A 20,011-nucleotide genomic window follows, 5' to 3' on the forward strand; every position below is an offset into this window, starting at 1 on the left:
AGTAGAAAAATCTACTTTTGTCCCGTTTTTTTTTGTATATAACTTTTTGTTTATCAAGTTGATATGTTGTATAAAATCGTTTCGACGAGCGGTTCGAACTTGGCTTTCTGAAAAAATGATTTTTTCAGGGTAAATTGAACCAATATCTTTTGATATCTCTGCAAGTTCTCCTTTCATTACATTTTTCTCTATCTCAATTATCTTGTTAATTCCTTGTTTTATAAGGTCTTGAATGTTATCTGAATCATAATTAACTCTATTTAGCTTTGCTTCCAGAGCAGAAATCTTTGAACTATAGACTGATTTCATTTCTCTATAGTCTTCAGCTTCAATCTGACGAGTAGCAAGCAGGTCTCGCGTGTGAGATAATCGATCTTCATAATCTTTAATTTCTGCCAAAATCTCCTTTTTTTCTAATTGTACTTCTAGTGTTCCACCTAGGTAGTCTTTCGAAATGGTTTCTTCATAGAAAGATCTATTTTGGATTTTAGGAAGAAATTCAATTAAGTCTTCTACAATAGCCGCGTTGACTTTTTCAGCATTCACACGATGCGTACATCCTCCGATACAATGATAATATGCATAGTAACGGCTTCTACCTTTTGATTTACTTCCAGTCAATAACTTACTGCATTCAGGGCAAACCAAATATCCTCTAACCGGAAACTCATCAATGGTTTTTATCTTGGGACGATAGTTTCGTCCGCGTCCATCTAATACGTCCTGTACTTCATAGTAGAGCGATTCAGATATGATTCCCTCGTGTTGCCCATCAACGAAACAGCTTTCTTCGTCTTTGAACTGGGGAACGAATATTTTACCACAGTACAATGGATTTCGTATAACCTGCCAAAAAGCATTCTTGCTACATTTCAATCCCTTTTCTTTCGCTTGCTTAAACACCTGCTCGGTATTGAATATACCTTTCGCTATTTCTTTAAATGCGTACCTTAAAACGGAAGCGTCAGGCTCTTTCGGTGCAATAAATTTCTTTCCATTTTCGGAAGTTTTATTTTCATATGCTACAGGAGCTAATCCCATATAGCGACCCTCTTTCTTCGCTCGGCGCATTCCGTAAAATACATTCAATGCACGACGGTCATTTTCAACTTCAGGAGCCGCAAGATAAAATGCCAGCATCATTTTATTCTCAGGGATAGACAAATCAAGTGGTTGTTCTATCGCCTGCGGTTCTACGCCCAACCCGCGAAGAATGTTAATCATTTGATAGGCATCACCAGCATTTCTGCTGAAACGATCCCATTTCGTGAAAAGGATAAGGTTCACATGATTCTTTTTCTTTTTCAACGTTGTGATAAGGTTTTTCCATTGCGGTCTATTGAATGTTTTTGCTGAGTGATCTTCATAAATAACATCCCTTATCTCAATAGACTGATTAAGACAATATTTACGTAACATCTCTTCCTGATTTCTTTGGGAATAACCTTTATCAGCTTGTTCGTCTGTACTAACTCGTATGTAAATGTCTGCTATATAACCCATCGCTTTAAATCTAAAATTGCACATAATATGACCTAAGAGTTGTCCGATAAAAAAACTGCGTTGCAAAGTATTAAACAGTATCTTTTGTCTTAATGGCACTCGTTGGCTTTCATTGGCACTAAATTACTAAAACAATATCATCTAATCCCTTACTTTTCAGGAATATTGGTATAAAATAGCCGTTTTATTTAAAAATGATTTTCAGGATTGTCAGCGATAAATCTCATGCAATCCTGTACGGAATAAACCAAAAAAAAATGCCCAACTTGGGCATTTTTGATAGGTGCTTTTTCTACAGTAATTTTTATAGTTGGGATAATCAGATATAACTATAACCTATTTGTACAGCGGTGCAGAATTTTGATTTTGAAAACGATATCCCATCGAATAGCAACTTTTCTGGAAAGATCAGGCTTAAAAATCCCCTGAAGTCTTCACTGCTGCTTTGTTCCAAAACCTTATCGAGCTTGAGAAATTCTGCAATGTCATTTTTCAACAGCTCGTCTATATCTGGTATTCGCCCACAAACTTCCTGAAACTTTTTATTTAGCTGGTCAATTGACGTACTGTATTGGTTCTTTATCTCATGATATTCCGAAGCATCAATCTTGTCAGTGGCCAACAAGTCCCTGATATGCGATACCCTCTTTTCTAAATCCTTCAGTTGTACAGAAATTTGTTTTTTTGAAGTTTGAATGTCCCTGGTCTGTTCTAAATAGCTCTCTACTAAAATATCTCTGTAGACTTCTAATACTTCTTTTGAAGGTACATAACGTCTTAGCTCATTTTCAAGTAATTCAGTTAATTGTTCCGCACCGATTCGCATAGAACATCCTTTATAGCAATGATAATAATTGTAATATTTGTTTCTGCCTTTGGAACGGCTTGCTGTTAATAATTTTCCACATTCTGGGCAGATCAGAAATCCTCGTAGTGGGAATTCATTACGAGTTTCAATCTTTAAGCGGTATTTTCTACCTCTACCATCCAAAATGTCCTGCACTTGTTCAAATAGCTCTTCACTTAATATCGCTTCATGTTGCCCTTGCACAAAATAACTCTCTTCATTTTTAAATGTGGGTATAAATATTTTTCCGCAATAAAGTGGATTTCTTATTACTTGCCAAAAAGCGTTCTTGCTGCATTTTAGACCTTTTTCCTTTGCTTTCTTCCAAATTTGTTCGGTGTTGTATGTTCCTTTTGCTAATTGCTCAAACGACCACCGTAAGGTGGAAGCATCTGGTTCCTTTGGTGTAATGTATTTAGTTCCGGCCTCATCAATCTTGTTCTTATAACCAACCGGAGCCAGCCCCATATACCTTCCTTCTTTCTTCGCCCGTCGCATACCATAAAATACGTTTAATGCCCGCCTGTCATTTTCAACTTCTGGAGCTGCAAGGTAAAATGCCAGCATCATTTTGTTTTCTGGTATTGATAGATCCAATGGTTGCTCAATTGCCTGTGGTTCTACATTGAGATCTCGGAGTTGATTTATCATTTGGTATGCATCGCCTGCATTACGGCTAAAACGGTCCCATTTGGTAAATAGAATAAGATCGATACGATTCTTGTTTTTCTTCAGATTAGCTATCAATTTTTTCCATTCAGGCCTATTAAAGGTTTTGGCAGAATGGTCTTCGTATATGACATGACGTATTTCTATGGAATGGCTTTCACAGTATTTGCGTAGCATTTCTTCCTGGTTACGTTGCGAGTAACCTTTATCGGCCTGTTCATCTGTGCTTACACGTACATAAATGTCTGCAATGGGCTCTCTGCTTACTCTCATCTTTCCAAATATTTTTTTACAGCGATCCGTGCTAGTTTTCTTAAAAACTGAAGCATTCTCGTAGCATCTTCATTTGACATTTCCGTCTTATCACCTTTCAGAACTTTCTTAAGTTTTTCAGCGGTAACCTTAGTTTTTTGTGAATTATCTCTCATAACCAACCCTATTAGAAAATATGGATTTTGAAATTATGTATGATTTTAAAGCAAAAGCCCAAAGATGTAGTCTTTGTCTTTTAAAGGCAGTATTTGACCATATATTATTGGCGACCGAATGAGATAGCAAATAATAAGCTACTGATTGAACACTAAAGTGTTGTAAAATTCAGCTTCGATGGCTGCGTGTTTTCTACACGCATCGGGTCATTATCCAATGCCTTTTCCACTGGCTTCCACATTGTTTTTTATCCAAGAGCCGGTATGCTGGTTTTGTCCCATTTCAAGAGCAAAGGTATTTCAGTGTTCATAACGCAACAGCAAGGTCGTGCCCTTTGGGTTTGCAAAATAATCTCCACCCATGCGGGTCGTATTTTTTTGACAAAACCTTGCTGCTGCTAAACACTAACCTTTTATGCTCGTGAAACGAAACAAAGCATACTCCGGCTCTTTACACGAATAAAAAAAATGTCAGAAATGAAAAATATCAGCATTGGAAATGGAAAAAGTGAAACGAAAACAAGCACCTCCTCTCATTGCCGAATAAAATCAAATCAAAAAAAATCAAACAGGAATTTAACAACGTAAAAATCGAAAATCATGAACATCACAGGAAGACTGACAAGGGATGCGGAAGTACGCACAACGTCACAGGACAAACAAGTAGTAAACTTTTCAGTAGCAACAAACGACAGCTACAAAAACAAGCAGGGCGAACGCATAGATCAAACAACCTATTTCGACTGCTCGTACTGGATAACTCCCAAAGTAGCCAGACTACTCACAAAAGGCACACTGGTAGAACTGACAGGCAGAGTAAGTATAAGAGCGTGGACAGGAAATGACGGAGAACCAAAAGCAGGACTGAATTTTCATACCTCGCAAATCAAACTGCACGGAGGTAGCAGGAAAACAGAAACCACACAGGCTACTGACAATAACAAAGGTAAGGTTAAGGCGGAGCAAACCGAAGATGACCTACCATTTTAACAGCTATCAAATACTCATTTTTCAAACTTTTAAAATTTCAACAGCATGGCACATAATATCAATTTCAACAGCAAGACAGGACGTTACTCATTCTTTAGCGTAAAGGAAAAAGCGTGGCACGGTTTGGGGAAAATCGTACAGGATTACCCAACAAGCGAACAAGCAATCAGACACGCAGGGTTAGATTATGAAGTGGTAAAATCTCCACTCTTTACAAAAAGCTCAGGCATTATAGAAACTGCTAACGGTATCGAGATTGGAAATAGCGAACTGGAAGTACCTAATTATTTCGCCAACATACGCACCGATAACAATGCGGTTTTGGGTGTTGTGGGTAAAGACTACCATATCGTACAAAACAGAGATGCTTTTTCATTCTTTGACAGTATTGTAGGCGGTACGAACGGCATTTTATACGAAACCGCAGGAGCTTTGGGCAACGGTGAACGTATTTTTATTACAGCCAAATTGCCGAGTTATATCCGTGTGGGCAATGGCGATGATGTGACAGAAAAATACATTTTTCTAACCACTTCGCATGACGGTAGCGGAAGTATTACAGCCGCTTTTACACCTATCCGAATTGTTTGCCAAAATACCTTAAATGCTTCTTTACGCAATATGAGCAATGTGGTACGCATCAAGCACACCGCAGGAGCAAAACAACGTTTAGACAACGCACATAAAGTTATGGGACTTGCTAACCAGTTCAGCGACCAGTTAGAAGGGATTTTCAATGAGTGGACGAAAGTCAAGGTATCAGACCAAGAGGTTAAAAAGCTAATCCAATTGGCACTTTGCCCAAATAAGGAAACATTGGAACTGCTGAAAAAAGGTGCGGAAGATGAAGTTTCCACCGTATTCAAAAACGTTGTTGAAGATGCTTTTGCTTATGCAATGATAAGCGATACCCAACAAATGGAAACCACCAAAGGTACATTGTTCGGAGCATACAATGCGGTAACAGGCTACTATCAGAACGTAAGAAATTACAAAGACAACGAAGCCAAATTACAGAGTATTGTAATGGGTGGTACTGCTCAACTGAAATCACAGAAAGCATTTGAATTATGTACCTCTTTTCAGAAAGTCGGTGCAGACGTTTTTCAACTCAATTAATTAAACCACAGGCTACCGCCTTACAAACGGTGGTAGCCTTTAAAAAGCATTACAATGAAAGCATTAGAAGAAATGAACAATGTGGAAAAGGGATATATACTGGCAAAACTGTTTTCCAAAAACCTTAAGGAAATAAGCCTTTTTATACAGCAGGAAACCGAGCGTTTCAGAAAACACGAGGAATATATGCGGAGTATATGGGCAGATAAAACCCTTATTACAGCCAATTTTTGGTTTGGTCTTGTAGAGAATACCGAAAGAATTTTAAAGCAGTACAACGTGATGTTACAGCGAAACCCAAGAGTATTTTCTGACCAACTTTTTGACGGTTAGAATGCCATATTTGTTTCAAATAGCTTGATAGAATATGCGGAAAAACCCGAATGTAACCACCAACTAAAACAGGCTATACACCTGCTTTTCGGAGAACAAAAAATGATTGAAATAACCTTAAATGATAACAGCAATGGCGAACTGGTGTAGTAATACGGTTGTGTTCGAGGGAAAACCCGAAGCAATCACACAGATACAACAACTTTTCCAAATCTTAAAGGAAAAGGAAGAGCAAGCCGAAGAAGGGCAATTGCCCGACTTTTCAGACAGTACGAACGGTGGGTATTTCTTCAATATCTACTGGAACGAGGGCGATGAAGGAAATTTTCAGTACGAAACCAAATGGTCGCCTAACTCCGAGATACTGCGGAGCATAGCAGACCGATACCAAGTTGATTTTGTACAGGATTATGAGGAAATGGGAAACGGGATATATGGTAGAGCAACCTATCAAAACGGCATACTGGACGATGTATGTTTGAGCGATGAAGACATAGAGGCGTATGATTTTGATGAAGATACAGACACTTACCATTTTGAGGGGGAAACTTATGAAAGTGATTGCGAAATACTGGAAACGCTTTTGGAACGCAAATTATCATTGCTATGAAAGTAACGGATTTAAACGGATGCTCTATCGAAGTCACTGACCTTGATGAAGCCATAAAGATTAGCAAGCGGTTCACTGGTTACAGACACGAGGACGAAAGTTTCTACGAGTTCGACAAGAGACAGAACGCATACTGGACAGATATGTACAATAAACTGACAGCTAAGAAAAAACGATTAGAGGACAAACAAAAAAATTAGAACGATGAATACAAATTTTTTCAATCAGATACAGCAGTTGAACTTTACAGGAGTATTACAACTGAACATTTCAAAGGGAGCAGAAACCAAGCTAATCGTATCGGTTATGCTTAACAATGAACAATGCGGGGATAATGCAAAAAACCTTATTCCGCCCCTTACATTCAATGCTACCGCACAGGAGTTTGATGAGGGATTTTTTGAACAGATAACCGCACCAGTACAAACCGTTTCGGGTTTGATGGTGGATATGGAGAAATTCTTAAAGCAAATGGAAGAAGTCAAAAAACAATCGGCAATGGAGAAGGAAAAAGCCGATAAGGAGAAGAAAGAAAAGGAAGCCAGGGACAAGAAATATAAAGAAGCTATGGCAAAGGCTGACGAACTGGAAAAAGAGGGTAAATTCCGTGAAGCGTGGATGAAAGTGCCGAACCCTGCCGATTTTCCCGACTATGCCGATGCCATACGCAAACGTAAAACTTCACTATCGGGCAAATTTGCCACACCGAGCCTTTTCGGTGCGACAGAAGAAGCAACACCCGAACCGATACAATCGGCAGAAGTTACAGACGATTACCCCATTGATGAAGCAGGAGAAGAAGAATAAAAGTACTAACCCAAAAATCAAATGTTATGTTATTAGCAACGCAATTACAACGAGTTTTTATATTGAATGATAAGGGGCAGGAAATCAAACTGAACGACCCCGAACCGCAATGGAGTGTACAGGCAGTAATGAATTTTTATTCCAATACATACCCCATTCTGACTACCGCAAAAGTATCAGCACCACAAATCAAGGACGATACGGTACAGTACCGTTTTGAAAGTGCAATGGGAACAAAAGGTTAAACTAAAACAGTAAAACAATGACTTATGCAACGACATACCGTATCGGGAACATTCCAAATGCCCCAAGAACCCAAGCAAAAGCAATTGCACCGTCAGTTGAGCGAGTTCGCAAACTGGATGCAACGACCGAAAGACGCAAACGAAATCCAAAAGGACAAACAACAGTCCGTACCAGTAGCCATGTTACCAATGGTTTTTTAAGGACTTCGTTTCTCCCTAAACTGAACGAAACAGAAACAGTACAGGCTTGCAGGGATAATATCAAAATGGAAAGGGATTTTTATAGTTCCCTTTCTCAATTGGCAGAGCATTACGGCATCATTCCGAAATCAACGCAATCTTACGGCTATCCCTACAATATCGCATTGGCTTTAAAAGACACCGAAGAACAGCTAAAACTTAAAATAACGGATTGGGAAGAAATCAGACTGATACAGGATAGCAAGAAAGTGTTTTTTACAAGCGAGGAAAGATATAATACTGGTACAACCCTGTATTACATTCCTGTAATACCCTTATTTCGTTGGTTGAAAGACCCAAAGCGAAAACATACCGCTCAACTGTTTTTGTCAGTTTGCAGTTATTTGTACCACATTGCCGATATTCCATACTACAGACAGGAAAGTAGTTACCTGTACTGGATGTATGAAATGCACAAAGATTGGGTAACCGAGGATGATTACGGAGAAGATACAGAAGCCTACCTCAGCGAATTTTCTCAAGCAGAATGGATTGGCGACTGTATGGAAAAGAAGATTTACAACGAAGCTAATTTAAGGCTCTTTAAAGAACGTTTAAACCGTTTTAAAGCGAAAGATAAGATTGATGCTGATTGCTTTAAAGTAGCACAGGAAGCCTATGCAATTTATCAGCAGTACCCTAATGCAAACGTATTCCGCAATGCCCGACCAAATGGCGAAGCCAATGAAGAAGACATGGAAAATATCATTTCAATGGAAAAGTATGTTTCATTCTGTGCAGATGGTACAGGCTGGCTTATGGATAATGTGGTAGAATCAGTAAACAACGAATTACAGGAATACGGACAGATGGAAGAACCCATTATTATAAAACGGTTTGACGGAAGTGATATAACCGCCAACACATTGGAGTTTGAAAACCGTTTGCTTACGATGATAAATGAATTGACCTACATTTTGAATAATTTTTAAAAACAAGGCTATGAACGATATAACACAGGATTTCGGAACGCTATACTACCCAAAATCAGCATTGGTATTTTATCAGACTACTGGAAAGGGTAACAATACTTATGTAGAGCATTTTGATATGGATAAAAACGGTACTCCCATTAATGCTCACCCTTTGACCGTAAAAGAAGCAAACCAACTGGCAAAGGCGTTGAAAACTGCCAAAGAAGAAAAAGAACCGTTATTGAAACCGCAGGGAGTATTGAGCAATCAGGTTTTATACTTCGACCCTAATGGAAACAAAGTAGTTTGGTTTACAAAAGCCACACAAAGGGAACTATATTTTATTGAAAGTCTGGGAATACCCAAAGGCAAAGCCAATGTACCACCTATGCTGTGGGTAGCCAACCGCAACGGTTTAGCCGTTTTCGCCTTACCGAATAGAAGAAGACCTACAATAAACACAAAGCTGTACAATGCCCCCTTTTTTAACGTGTATGAGGACGGCAATGTATGTATGGGTACAGTAGATGTACGCATAAAGAAAACCGCTTCATTGGAAGAATTTATAAACAAATGGGAAGGCTTTTTCTTTAACAGCTATTTCAGTCATTTAATGCACGGTCATAACCCGATAAATGGAAATTGCGTAAGCCTTTGGGAGAATTTAATCGCCACAGGCGACGCCTTTCCAATGGAAGTATTGACAGAAAATAACCTAACCTTAAAAGACATATTGCGATGAACAACGAAAGAATAAAAGTCCATTTTACGGACAATAGTTTAATAAATGCCACCAATCCCATATCGATAAACCTTATCGGTGCAGGTGGCACAGGCTCAAAGGTTTTGACCGCCTTAATGGAAATGAACCACAGTTTAATAGCTTTAGGACACGCAGGATTGTCCGTTCGTCTTTGGGATGATGATGTTATCACAGAAGCAAATTTGGGAAGACAGCGTTTTGCAGAATGTGAGGTCGGGTTGTATAAATCCGTTGCTCTCATCAACCGAGCAAACCGCTTTACAGGTACTAACTGGAAAGCCGAAACACAGAAGTTTGAAAAAGATAGTTTGGGCAAAGTTCCCGAAAACGCACAGGCTACTATCTTTATTACCTGTGTAGATATTGTAAAAGCAAGGTTTGGTATTGCTGAAATATTGAAAGCATTGGATAACGGAAAATATTACCATCATAAACCAAAATATTGGTTGGATTATGGAAACAGCCAATATACAGGACAGGTATTATTATCAACGATTGGAGATATAAAACAGCCTAATTCCGACAGATACGAAACGGTATCTAATCTGCCAATGGTTACCGATGAATTTGGACATTTGCTGAAGCAGTCCGAACAACAGGACGATACACCAAGTTGCAGTTTAGCTGAAGCATTGGAAAAACAGGATTTATATATCAATTCGTCACTCGCACAAATGGGAAGTTCTTTGTTATGGGGTTTGTTCCGTAATGGATTGACTGAAAACAGGGGCTTTTTTCTCAATTTGAAAGATTTCCGTTCACAACCCATACAAGTCGCCCGATAGCAGAAATCTGGCGGCAAAAAGACACACCCTCCCGAAGGTCGGGGCAGTCTTTTTGCATTTAAGCGGTGCAACCACTTTGCCAAAATGTATGGCTACACCCCATCTTCACTTCTCATTTTATCAAACAGGTTGCGATCTGTTTTGCAGGGATATTCAGTATCCCTTTCGTTGTTTTTGGAGACTTCTTTTCTTTCCACATCTGCGACCAAAGAAAAGAAGCAAAAGAACGCCGCTTGGTTAGATTGGCTTTTAATATTTTAGTATGTTTGTTATTTGAAATTTACAAGGATTTTAGTAAAAGAATGTAAATAAAGAAACTATATGATCAAAATATCAATACCTAAAAATATCACTCCTCGCAAAATGGAGATTTTATATAGGAAACATATAAATAATGAGGTCGAGGGTGTTATAAATCTAAAAATGCCAGGTTCATTAAACAAATATACATTTGGACTATTGGGAGATTTGTTAAAGTTCATTATCACATTAAATAATAAATCAAATATTCAAACATTAGAATTAGATGTAGATAATGAAAACTTAAACAATTTTTATGATCAAGAATATGCTTATCCTGTAGTCTCATTATTATGGAATACAACAAATTTCATTGATAAAAACAATGTCAATATTAAGGATCGTTTAAGAGAACTGCAAAACGATTTTTTCATAAAAATGAATTCGTTAGATAGAATAAAGGGTAATAAATATATTCTGACAAATACGGATCATCTTTCAAAAAACAAAGGTTTAATAAGGTTACTTGAAAGTCCTGATGGGTTTAACGATGATGAAGATCAAATCAAATACAGCATCAAGAAAATTTTCAATGACTATGTTTTGACCTTTAATAAAAACAACAAAATTGAATTTGAGAATCTTATTGAAGATATTGGTGCAATAGTCTACGAGTTAACAAAAAACACTTACGAATGGGGGAAGACTGACCAAAATTTAATAGATATTCCTGCAAGTATACGCGGAGTTTACTTTAGGTTTCATATAAATAATAGTAATAAAATATTTGAGGAGTTCGAAGAAACACCTATTCAATCCTTTTTTCAACACCCGTTCATTTTGGAAAACTGCGTTAACGAACACAATCAAATTTATTATTTAGAAATTTTAGTTTTTGATTCAGGGGTAGGATTTATTGACAAATTTACTAAGAAAGAAACATTAACGGATTTAGAAGTTATTAAGAAGTGTCTTGTGAAAAATCAGACATCTTCAACCTCTAATCTAAAGTCAAAGAAAGGTATAGGATTAGACCGTATATTAAATATATTGAATAAAAAAGGTTTTGTGAAAATTTCAACCGATAAGTATTGTGTTTACAGAGATTTAATAAAGGACAATTACAAACCTATTGACATAGAAAAATTGAAGGATCTAAAGCTTGAGGATTGGAATAATGATGGTTTTAAAACGGACAATATCATTAAATCGCAAGGTTCTTATATCAGTATTCTATATCCATTCAAAAGCAATCGATAATGGGAAAATTTTACATTTACAACTCAAACATCGGAGATAAAAAATATAAAAGTGCCACAATAATTTTCAACCCTAATATCGAGTTTGATTTTGGTGCTTTGAAGAATGAATTGACAGAACATTTTAGATATTTCCATCAAACAAGTGCCCTCGTTTTTCTTCATTGCTCTACTGTATCTTCTGTAGAATCTCTTATAAAAATTAATCTCGATAAAATTTTTAAAAGTATTCCAAAAGCAGAAGAAAACTCACTTGTTGAAAGCATTTTTTATGTTGGTTACAATAAATCAGACTTTATCTTTTCAAAAGATGATCGCTTTTTGAAAGAGAACTTTAAGGAAATTATTAATCAAGGATTAGCAAACATCTTTATATCAAATGGAGGGCTAGTAGAGAGTAATGGCATTTCTCACCATTATGTTTTTCCATCAGGAAAGCATTCAACCAAATTTTTAAGAACGGCAAATGTATTAGTACAAAAAAGTGAAATTGATTTCATTGGATTAAATCTTTTGCATTTATTTAAAAACACAGAAATTCGAAATATTTATTGTGATACGTTATCTATAAATGTTGTCGGGTACTCCATAAGCCAATATCTGAAAAGATATGATAATAGAGAAGATCTTAATATTGAGTCATTTAAATCGTACGATGGCATATACAGTAAAAATACCAAATTCTATAAAGATTCAATTTTTTTAATATCTGCATCGACATCTGGTGGATTAGTTCATTATTTAAAAGGGAATCATCCAGAGATAGATTCAAAAGATGTTTGTATTCTTTACTATCTTCCAATAGAAAAGCCGTCAAATCTCTCACTTGAAAGAGTTCTCTGTAATTTAGAACGTAATGAAAAATTTCAATACGGATTAGAGATTTATAAGCAATTCAAGGCTGGTGAAAGATGTTCGTTTTGCGAGAATCAATCTACTGCAATTAAGATTGTTGGGGACTCCTTTAGTTTGGATGAACCTATTATAAATACTAGAAATATCGTTGCTAGTAAATACATAACCAAAACCTTAAAAGATTTTGTGGAAGTATTCAAATATAATGAGGAGACTGGCACTTCCTTAAAAGTTTCTTTTAGTGAAGATACTATCAATAGAAAAAAATACAATTTGTATATTGATTATGAGAATATCATTAGAAATATTGAAAAGAAACACTATAAAAGCCATAAAAGTAAGATAGACGCTTTCGTTAATCAATACGTACCAGCATCATTAAAGTATATAATCCATTTGAATGATAAAGGGTCAGAATTATTAGCAAAGTATATCTTGGAAAAGACTACTTGCTTTTCTAAGAATTCAATTGAAGTTATTAATCAATCTGAATTAGTTGATAAAAAGATTTCTGAAGAAGAATCTGGTTCTATTTTGATTGTAGCTTCTTGTATTACAAATGGGAAAAACCTACTTTATTTGAGTAGATATTTCAGAAATTATAATAATATCAGACTTATATACTTTATTGGTATCAATAGAATTAGTGATTCTGATAAGCATAAAGAATTAAAAAGTAATATTAAATATGGACTATATGGTGCAGAAAATAGTTCTTTCGTAGAAATAGAGACTATTAATTGTGATAACTCCAATATAGAAACACCTTGGGAAATTGAGCTAGATCATTTACGAGAAATACAAGAGGGCTTAAATGAACCATCTAGTTTTGTAAATGAAAGAATAACGACAATAAATAACTTTTCTAATAAAACATTCAAAGGTGGCACACAAAAAATATTTTATCCTGATATTCTAGGTAATGAATTACAAATTCGCAAAAATTCCGCTTTTTTTAATAGTAATGATTACTTTGAGCAAGTAACTCAATCGGATATTTATTTTACTATTTCTTGTGTTTTAAATAATCTAAGAAATAATAGAATTGACGGGCTTTATCAGACTAATTTTGTAAAGAATTTACTTGATCCATTTGTTTTTAATCGTTTCAATGATGGGATTATTCAAGCGTCTATTCTTAGAGCAGCAAAAAATGACGAGCTTAATTATTCATTTAGTCGTAAGAATTCTGAGGACATGTTGATGCTTTTAAAGACCTTTGCAAAACATAGTGATGAATATCAAGGTGAAGCACTAATGGAATTTCTCTATGCTCTCAGCATTGGGAGGTTACGTTTGTTTAAAGACCATTATCCTCTATTGATAGATGAGCTTGAAAATATTGAACATGAACACGTTAAAATCTTGTGTAAAATCATTTTAGAAGTGTACGAGAAGAGTCTATAGAGTATTAGATTGTTATTCATAACATTGAAAATTAGCCATTGACAAGGATGTCAATGGCTAATTTAAAATCATCAGCATCACTACCAGCTGTAACCCTCCCGAAAAGTCGGACTGTTTGAAATGCGAAAATTCGTAACTTAGAACAGTACAATGAAAAAAACAAGAATCAGCGAGAGTCAGATCGTTTCGGCGATCAAGCAACATGAATCAGGTAAATCCACTTCTGATATCTGCCGGGAGTTGGGTGTCCACCAAGCCACATTTTACAATTGGAAGAAGAAGTATTCCGGTATGGACAGCCAAGAGCTGCGCCGTATGAAGGAACTTGAGGAAGAGAACCGCCGTCTCAAACAGATGTATGCGGACCTTGCCCTAGACCATAAGATCCTCAAGGACGTACTATCAAAAAAGTTCTGAGGCCCTGCCAGCGCAAGGATATGGCTGCTTATGTGATTTCGACGCACCGGATCAGCATCAGCAGGGCCTGCAAGGTTGTCAATCTTCCCAAGTCAATGTATTATTACAGGAACAAGAAGGATGACAGCGAAACGATAGCGAAGCTCCGAGAGCTGGCCGATCGGTATCCAACCGAAGGACAGGACCTTTACTATTCACGGATCCGACACGAAGGACTGAAATGGAATTACAAACGAATACGCAGGGTGTATCAACTATTGGGGATGAATCGTCGCAGAAAGAGCAGAAGACGACTTCCAGCCCGGGTAAAGCAACCATTGTCGATTCCAGAGAAGCCGCTTAAAACATGGTCTTTGGACTTCATGAGCGATGTACTGACCAATAAGCGCAAGTTCAGGACACTGAATATCATTGATGACTTTAACAGGCGGGCCATCGCTATTGAGGTTGCACATAGTATGCCAGCAAGCAAAGTAACCTATCTATTGGAACGCATCATAAAAGAGCAAGGAAAGCCTTCACGTTTCCGTACAGATAACGGCCCAGAATTTATCAGCAGGGAATTTCGAGATTGGTGTGCTGACAAAGAAATAGAGATACAGTATATCCAACCAGGCAGGCCTATGCAAAATGCCTACATTGAACGTTTCAACCGCACATTTCGGGAAAGTATCCTGGATGCCTACCTCTTTGAAGATACTCTGCAAGTACAGATACTCGCAGAAGAATGGCTACAGGATTACAACTACAAAAGACCACATGAATCACTGGGAGGAAAGACACCAATGGAATACGATGCCCTGCCGGCGGCATGTTATCAATAGGTCACCTTTAAAAAAGATTGACCTATTGATAACAACTATATTTATATTTGAAAACTCGCCTGGATGCCAGTCCGAAAATCGGGAGGGTTACACAGCTAATAAATAGCTCGAAACACCAATATCTAACAAGTTTTTACCGACTTTCTTATCATCAATATCACTATGTGCAATAAGTTGAATGGTTGGATATTGTGTCCTTAATAATTGAAGCTGTGCTAGTACATTCTTGTCATAAAAGTCAAGATCAATAATACAAGCTTTAGGAAGTATTTTTAGTGTGAGTAAGTAATTTAATCCATCTTGAATATTTTCCAATCGGAATAAAGCTTCAATTCCTAAAGCATTTAAGTCATTACAAATACGATCTAGAATTGGACTTTTATCATTGATAAAACCAAGGGTCATTTTTTGTGGATGTGTGTCTGTTTCCATATCAATATACTTTTAAAAATTGATGTGGCCTTACGAAAAAAAGAAGCGTAGGCAACTACAACTTACCGATACTGAGGCACTGGTATACCCGACAACGAATAAGCGAGCGCCCACGCCTATAGCGTGAGCGTTCCTACTTATTGTCTTGTTGTCTTAAAAATTACCAGTTTTCAGTACCAAGACTTAAAGCAAAAACACTTTAAGATTTTCTATATTTTACTAAGCAAATATACTAAAGTCGTTTTAATTGATTAGCATACTCTCTATAATTGTAATCCTTATCAATCATTATCTCTTTTAAAAAACAAAAAATCGGATAACCTTTTAGATATCCGATTCTCCTAAAAATGTAATTAGAAATTATTTTTGATTTGATTGCTCTGTTTTTACTTCCTTTTTCTCCCTCGAATAAACCCACAATGACAATAGCCCAAAGATAATTAATGCATAGGCTAACCATTTGCCGATCCTTTCAATTAATTTAATGAATACCGAACTTTCGTATGAGGAAAATCCTTCTGCTCCCATAGGACCACGTCTGTAAAACTTTCGACGGTTAAGCCAATACCGTAATCCTAAGCCTGCAACCAAGAATATTATTGAAATAACTAACGATGAAACCATATCCAAATGTATTTAATTCTACCTTTTAAATTTACAAAAAATCACCCTCAATCTACATCAAAAAAGAAAACCCTGCTTTGTGGCAGGATTTCTTTTTACTTCTAATCATTACTGTTAAACTGAAAACTTATTTGCTTTTCATTCCCGAAGCTATCCGAAATCCACACATCAAAAGACTGCGATACGGATGACGTTGAAGTATAATACAAGCGAAATTGTTCCGATGCCAAAGGATACAAATCGTTGGGTAGATATGGTGGTTCATCGTAATACCTCAACGAGCCTTGTCCGTCGAATTGGAAGTAGCGTAGGAAATATTGTGTGTTGCTGTAATTTCCTGTACGCTGTATGGTAATGCGGATCTCAACGGTATTTCCATTGGCAATCTCTTTAGGAACTGGCATTACATTGACCTCAAAAGGAAAATCGTTCTGTATTTCGAGTTCGTCATCTTTACTACAAGATACCAAAGAAACCGAAGCTGTCAGGATTGCCAGCATTAAATATAACGGCAGTAATCCTATTCTGAATTTATTAAATATTGCTATCATAATTTTACGTATTAAAAGTTAAATCTTAATCCCGCACCTGCGGAAGGTCGGAATTGTCGCAAATCTGTACCCCATAACACTTTTGTATGCCCTTGTAAAACCAATACAAATCTGTCAGACAGGTACGTTTCAAAGGTCAGCCGACCACTGGCACCGTAGATGAAATTGTCCTCGCTAACTATTTTCGCACCATCGTACAACATTGTTTCTCCACGGTTGATATTTTCGTAACCAACAACACCTGTTATCCCTGCATTGAGTGTGATATTCTTACGGGCATCGCCCAATAAAAAGAAACTGTAACCACCTTCAGCCGTGTAGGTTTCCTGCGGTATTTGAAGCGATTTGTAATTGTGGTATTGATGTGTGTATTCCAAAGCCCATATCTGATAATTTCCGTTTTTACCGTTTACGGTCATACCCAGACTGATGTAATAATCGTTACCGATTTTATCATCAGATAAAATACCTGTACTTATTTCCAAACCTTTTTGTTTGGGTAACATTCTTTGTGCCTGTGTTACCGTGATGGCCATAAAGAGCAACATCACGGTGTAGATATATTTTTTCATTGTAATTACTTTAAAAGGTTATTAAAATTTCAGGTGCATATCATTGATTACACGGGCTTTGATTAAGTCCGAATTTTCTACCTGAAGCATTTGGTGTCGTCCGCCGTTTTTCTCAAAGATTTCAATCAGCAACACCTTATCGTTGGCAATGGTAAATTGGTCTAACAAAAAAACATTTTGCTCGGTAGATTGTCCGTTTATTCCGTCTTCCAAAGGCTTGTAAGTTCGAAGCGGTATCATAGGTCGTTCCTGTAATACGGTACGTTTGGCTACCTTTTTATCTACCACCTTGAAGTTGATAAAATCAATATTAAAAGGTACGTTGCTCTTGTTTCTCAATTCCGTATGGAAATAGTATTTCCCGTTGTGGATATAGATACCTTTCAAGATAAACTGAATACCGAAGCTCTTTGCCCCGATGTGCTTTACAATACGCTTATCTTTCTTGTAAATGGTTTCCAATAACAAACCAGCCAAAGACGGAGAATTGTTCCCCAATTCTTCAAACAACACATCGTTTCCATTGGCTTTATCTACTGCTTTTTGCATTGTTAGCAGGTCGTAGCTCAACGCTTCGGGGTAAGAACTGTAATACACATTGAAAGAGTAAAAGCGACCATCATTGGTAATTACGGAAAAGTTGGTTTCGGCTTCAAAATTCCGAACTGATGCTTTTACACGCAATACGTTTTCTGCATTTTCGGCTTTTCCGGCAATCAGGTATTCGCTTCCCAAATCCACATAACGAATGGCAGTCGGGAAAATCAGGTGCGATGTTTTATCGTAAGTTACTTCCATACGATATGGCTCAATTCTGCCCAATTCAAGAGGTGTTTTTACAGGTACACTATCCTGTGCAAAGGAGGTTACGGCAAAGCCGATAGTCAGGGCAACTGCCCAAAAGGTTTTAAAAATATTTTTCATTTTTTTAATATTTGAGTTTAACATTATTGCTTTGATACAAGAAAGACCTGATGCCCTGCTTTTAGTGTAACTTTTGGAGTGCGTACTTTCTTGGCGAAATAGCCCGAAACTCCCTGCACCACGCCACGGCTTAAATCTGCAGCTACCTGTTGTCCTGCATTCTGGGTAAGCATCAGACTGGTTCCACCTGTCTGACTCATATTGCCCGCCATTTCGGTAAGAGCATTCATTTCAGGAGAATACGGAACATACAGACCTTGCTGTCCGTCCAGATCATAGATGGTGATATCAACCGGAATGATATTGCCCTCCAGTTCAACAGAGGTAATTTTAAGCTGTAAACGTCCTCCTTGAAATTTGGCATTAGCTGTTACAATGGTTCCCTGTGGAATAGTACGGCTTGGTGTTTTTGCAGGTTCTAATAATCGTAAACGAACACCGGTTTCGCCAACCACTGTTTGTGCATCGTGTACACAGGCTTTGATACTGTTTTTGGGTTGTACCATTTGTTCGGTAGTACTTGCTGTATAAAACCCTCTGTTTCGGGTTTCGCTCCAATTTTCCAAAAACTCACTATCTGTAGGCTCACGATACAAGGCGGATACGGTATTCTTCCTTGCAGCAGTAAATGATACAAAATGTTCTTTTTTATTCTCACCCGAAGCCACTGAAGTGGTACTATTTGTTGCAGGTACAGGTTGTTCTGCGGTGTTGGTATTCGTATTTGTCGGGAGATATTTTGCCGCCATCTGATAGGATTTTTCCATCAATGCAATCTGGTCATCTACAGTTGTAGGCTTTGGCAGATCTCTATCAGCTAGTTGTTCTTTCAACTCGTCCAATTGCTTGCGAAGTTCCATTGTTTCAGAATTGTTGTCCTGATAGAAATTACCCAATGTACTTTGTGCATTTCGATAGCTGTTCAATGCAGGATTACTGTTTCTTCCCGAATTTCTACTACCACCTCCATAGCCGGTGCTTTCATCATCATCTTCGGTAAATTCATCCACAGGCTCTTTCTTGTCATCGGTGTTCCAATAATCTGAAAGCGTTGCTAAACCATTACGCTTCTCCTGTTCTTTGCGTTCCAACATTTCAAGTTCATACGCCTTGCCTTTGTCGGCAGGCATTCCTGCTCCGGTAGCCTGTGGCACGTCATCGTTTAGCCCGATGTTTTCGATTTCCTTTTTGTCTTCCGACGGTTTAAAAATTAAATACATACAACCCACGAAAACAATACCCATCAAACCAAAAATCAAAGGCTTTTTGAGCTTTTCCGTTTTATTCTCCTTACCGTTTTGCAGTACATCGGCGGTTTCTTTCGGGTTACCCTCCGTTACCCGAACAACCGACTTTTTGTTCTCATTTTCTTTCATAAATCTGATTTTTTAAAATTGTTGATAATGTGTCCTGTAACCTTGCAGGACTTTCGTTCTTTTTAAGGACAGGGTTTTCAATATGCTCTATCTGTATATCGTTTTTTGAATTGCTTGTATCGTACCATACTTTGGTAACAACGCCTACAGTAAGCAGTAGATAACCAATAAAGAAGTACAGCGTGTATAGGTGTTGCTTCCTCAATGGTAAAGCCCTCCAACTGTTGTCCAGCTTGTCAAAAAACCTGTCCATATTTTCCTTGAATTTTTTCATATA

General features: G+C 37.3%; 20 protein-coding genes and 1 pseudogene. 13 read left to right on the forward strand and 8 right to left on the reverse strand.

Annotated elements, in window-relative coordinates; genetic code table 11:
• Nucleotides 1-765 precede the first annotated feature (765 nt).
• Together CRJ00_RS19190 and CRJ00_RS12595 are read right to left on the reverse strand one after the other, a co-directional pair.
• Nucleotides 766-1,527 (reverse strand): annotated as a pseudogene (locus CRJ00_RS19190) (recombinase family protein); the annotation flags it as partial.
• Between the two features lie 295 nt (nt 1,528-1,822).
• Entirely contained in the window at nt 1,823-3,292 is a 1,470-nt protein-coding gene (locus tag CRJ00_RS12595) for a recombinase family protein (RefSeq protein WP_052217447.1), read from the reverse strand.
• 755 nt (nt 3,293-4,047) lie between these two features.
• Here CRJ00_RS12595 and CRJ00_RS12600 point away from each other — a divergent pair.
• The 13 genes from CRJ00_RS12600 (at nt 4,048) to CRJ00_RS12660 (ending at nt 15,255) form a co-directional block, all read left to right on the forward strand.
• The gene (locus CRJ00_RS12600) at nt 4,048-4,437 is read left to right on the forward strand and encodes a single-stranded DNA-binding protein (protein WP_038330820.1); all 390 of its coding nucleotides are present in this window, start codon (nt 4,048-4,050) and stop codon (nt 4,435-4,437) included.
• Between the two features lie 45 nt (nt 4,438-4,482).
• On the forward strand, nt 4,483-5,556 hold the full coding sequence (locus CRJ00_RS12605; RefSeq protein WP_038330823.1) for a DUF932 domain-containing protein: 1,074 nt from the start codon (nt 4,483-4,485) through the stop codon (nt 5,554-5,556).
• Between the two features lie 54 nt (nt 5,557-5,610).
• Complete coding sequence (locus tag CRJ00_RS12610; protein ID WP_052217449.1) at nt 5,611-5,889, forward strand: hypothetical protein; 279 nt, start codon at nt 5,611-5,613, stop codon at nt 5,887-5,889.
• A gap of 121 nt (nt 5,890-6,010) precedes the next feature.
• Nucleotides 6,011-6,499 (forward strand): hypothetical protein, encoded by a 489-nt coding sequence (locus CRJ00_RS12615; protein WP_236688160.1) that lies wholly within the window; start codon nt 6,011-6,013, stop codon nt 6,497-6,499.
• A 204-nt stretch (nt 6,500-6,703) separates the two neighbouring features.
• A complete protein-coding gene (locus CRJ00_RS12625; protein ID WP_038330828.1) occupies nt 6,704-7,306 on the forward strand; it encodes a PRTRC system protein E in 603 nt (200 codons plus the stop codon).
• 26 nt (nt 7,307-7,332) lie between these two features.
• Nucleotides 7,333-7,551 carry a PRTRC system protein C gene (locus CRJ00_RS12630; protein WP_038330829.1) on the forward strand — a complete coding sequence of 73 codons (219 nt, stop codon included), beginning with the start codon at nt 7,333-7,335 and terminating at the stop codon, nt 7,549-7,551.
• A gap of 17 nt (nt 7,552-7,568) precedes the next feature.
• Nucleotides 7,569-8,723 carry a hypothetical protein gene (locus tag CRJ00_RS12635; RefSeq protein WP_038330831.1) on the forward strand — a complete coding sequence of 385 codons (1,155 nt, stop codon included), beginning with the start codon at nt 7,569-7,571 and terminating at the stop codon, nt 8,721-8,723.
• A 10-nt stretch (nt 8,724-8,733) separates the two neighbouring features.
• On the forward strand, nt 8,734-9,447 hold the full coding sequence (locus CRJ00_RS12640; protein ID WP_038330833.1) for a PRTRC system protein B: 714 nt from the start codon (nt 8,734-8,736) through the stop codon (nt 9,445-9,447).
• Complete coding sequence (locus CRJ00_RS12645; protein WP_038330835.1) at nt 9,444-10,253, forward strand: PRTRC system ThiF family protein; 810 nt, start codon at nt 9,444-9,446, stop codon at nt 10,251-10,253. The genes CRJ00_RS12640 and CRJ00_RS12645 overlap by 4 nt, the downstream gene beginning before the upstream one ends.
• A gap of 321 nt (nt 10,254-10,574) precedes the next feature.
• Nucleotides 10,575-11,753 carry a hypothetical protein gene (locus CRJ00_RS12650; RefSeq protein ID WP_038330836.1) on the forward strand — a complete coding sequence of 393 codons (1,179 nt, stop codon included), beginning with the start codon at nt 10,575-10,577 and terminating at the stop codon, nt 11,751-11,753.
• Entirely contained in the window at nt 11,753-14,014 is a 2,262-nt protein-coding gene (locus CRJ00_RS12655; protein ID WP_038330838.1) for a hypothetical protein, read from the forward strand. Before CRJ00_RS12650 ends, CRJ00_RS12655 begins: the two co-directional genes overlap by 1 nt.
• Nucleotides 14,015-14,164: 150 nt before the next feature.
• Nucleotides 14,165-14,431, forward strand: coding sequence for a transposase (locus tag CRJ00_RS19005; protein ID WP_206366949.1), 267 nt, complete (start codon nt 14,165-14,167; stop codon nt 14,429-14,431).
• A gap of 20 nt (nt 14,432-14,451) precedes the next feature.
• Complete coding sequence (locus CRJ00_RS12660; protein WP_218962213.1) at nt 14,452-15,255, forward strand: IS3 family transposase; 804 nt, start codon at nt 14,452-14,454, stop codon at nt 15,253-15,255.
• An 87-nt stretch (nt 15,256-15,342) separates the two neighbouring features.
• On the opposite strand, the gene CRJ00_RS12665 is transcribed toward CRJ00_RS12660, so the two are convergent.
• The 6 genes from CRJ00_RS12665 to CRJ00_RS12695 form a co-directional block, all read right to left on the reverse strand.
• Nucleotides 15,343-15,687, reverse strand: coding sequence for a histidine kinase (locus CRJ00_RS12665; RefSeq protein ID WP_099367219.1), 345 nt, complete (start codon nt 15,685-15,687; stop codon nt 15,343-15,345).
• 725 nt (nt 15,688-16,412) lie between these two features.
• The gene (locus CRJ00_RS12675) at nt 16,413-16,862 is read right to left on the reverse strand and encodes a DUF3872 domain-containing protein (protein ID WP_038330842.1); all 450 of its coding nucleotides are present in this window, start codon (nt 16,860-16,862) and stop codon (nt 16,413-16,415) included.
• Nucleotides 16,863-16,873: 11 nt separating this feature from the next.
• Nucleotides 16,874-17,434, reverse strand: a complete 561-nt coding sequence (locus CRJ00_RS12680; protein WP_038330845.1) for a conjugal transfer protein TraO — start codon at nt 17,432-17,434, stop codon at nt 16,874-16,876.
• Nucleotides 17,435-17,455: 21 nt separating this feature from the next.
• Nucleotides 17,456-18,358 carry a conjugative transposon protein TraN gene (gene traN, locus CRJ00_RS12685; protein ID WP_038331136.1) on the reverse strand — a complete coding sequence of 301 codons (903 nt, stop codon included), beginning with the start codon at nt 18,356-18,358 and terminating at the stop codon, nt 17,456-17,458.
• Between the two features lie 23 nt (nt 18,359-18,381).
• Nucleotides 18,382-19,734, reverse strand: coding sequence for a conjugative transposon protein TraM (gene traM, locus CRJ00_RS12690; protein ID WP_038330848.1), 1,353 nt, complete (start codon nt 19,732-19,734; stop codon nt 18,382-18,384).
• The gene (locus CRJ00_RS12695) at nt 19,721-20,008 is read right to left on the reverse strand and encodes a hypothetical protein (protein ID WP_038330851.1); all 288 of its coding nucleotides are present in this window, start codon (nt 20,006-20,008) and stop codon (nt 19,721-19,723) included. The genes traM and CRJ00_RS12695 overlap by 14 nt, the downstream gene beginning before the upstream one ends.
• Nucleotides 20,009-20,011: the final 3 nt, after the last annotated feature.

The organism is Sphingobacterium sp. 1.A.4 (assembly GCF_002734245.1).
Lineage (GTDB): Bacteria > Bacteroidota > Bacteroidia > Sphingobacteriales > Sphingobacteriaceae > Sphingobacterium > Sphingobacterium tenebrionis.

Bases quoted from the DNA above. Each gene is read 5' to 3' on its own strand.
- CRJ00_RS12605 (WP_038330823.1), top strand. From the start codon at position 4,483: ATGGCACATAATATCAATTTCAACAGCAAGACAGGACGTTACTCATTC.
- CRJ00_RS12630 (WP_038330829.1), top strand. From the start codon at position 7,333: ATGTTATTAGCAACGCAATTACAACGAGTTTTTATATTGAATGATAAG.
- CRJ00_RS12650 (WP_038330836.1), top strand. From the start codon at position 10,575: ATGATCAAAATATCAATACCTAAAAATATCACTCCTCGCAAAATGGAG.
- traM (WP_038330848.1), bottom strand. From the start codon at position 19,734: ATGAAAGAAAATGAGAACAAAAAGTCGGTTGTTCGGGTAACGGAGGGT.
- CRJ00_RS12695 (WP_038330851.1), bottom strand. From the start codon at position 20,008: ATGAAAAAATTCAAGGAAAATATGGACAGGTTTTTTGACAAGCTGGAC.
- CRJ00_RS12600 (WP_038330820.1), top strand. From the start codon at position 4,048: ATGAACATCACAGGAAGACTGACAAGGGATGCGGAAGTACGCACAACG.
- CRJ00_RS12675 (WP_038330842.1), bottom strand. From the start codon at position 16,862: ATGATAGCAATATTTAATAAATTCAGAATAGGATTACTGCCGTTATAT.
- CRJ00_RS12635 (WP_038330831.1), top strand. From the start codon at position 7,569: ATGACTTATGCAACGACATACCGTATCGGGAACATTCCAAATGCCCCA.
- CRJ00_RS12660 (WP_218962213.1), top strand. From the start codon at position 14,452: ATGGCTGCTTATGTGATTTCGACGCACCGGATCAGCATCAGCAGGGCC.
- CRJ00_RS19005 (WP_206366949.1), top strand. From the start codon at position 14,165: ATGAAAAAAACAAGAATCAGCGAGAGTCAGATCGTTTCGGCGATCAAG.
- CRJ00_RS12595 (WP_052217447.1), bottom strand. From the start codon at position 3,292: ATGAGAGTAAGCAGAGAGCCCATTGCAGACATTTATGTACGTGTAAGC.
- CRJ00_RS12645 (WP_038330835.1), top strand. From the start codon at position 9,444: ATGAACAACGAAAGAATAAAAGTCCATTTTACGGACAATAGTTTAATA.
- traN (WP_038331136.1), bottom strand. From the start codon at position 18,358: ATGAAAAATATTTTTAAAACCTTTTGGGCAGTTGCCCTGACTATCGGC.
- CRJ00_RS12640 (WP_038330833.1), top strand. From the start codon at position 8,734: ATGAACGATATAACACAGGATTTCGGAACGCTATACTACCCAAAATCA.
- CRJ00_RS12655 (WP_038330838.1), top strand. From the start codon at position 11,753: ATGGGAAAATTTTACATTTACAACTCAAACATCGGAGATAAAAAATAT.
- CRJ00_RS12680 (WP_038330845.1), bottom strand. From the start codon at position 17,434: ATGAAAAAATATATCTACACCGTGATGTTGCTCTTTATGGCCATCACG.
- CRJ00_RS12610 (WP_052217449.1), top strand. From the start codon at position 5,611: ATGAAAGCATTAGAAGAAATGAACAATGTGGAAAAGGGATATATACTG.
- CRJ00_RS12625 (WP_038330828.1), top strand. From the start codon at position 6,704: ATGAATACAAATTTTTTCAATCAGATACAGCAGTTGAACTTTACAGGA.
- CRJ00_RS12665 (WP_099367219.1), bottom strand. From the start codon at position 15,687: ATGGAAACAGACACACATCCACAAAAAATGACCCTTGGTTTTATCAAT.
- CRJ00_RS12615 (WP_236688160.1), top strand. From the start codon at position 6,011: ATGATAACAGCAATGGCGAACTGGTGTAGTAATACGGTTGTGTTCGAG.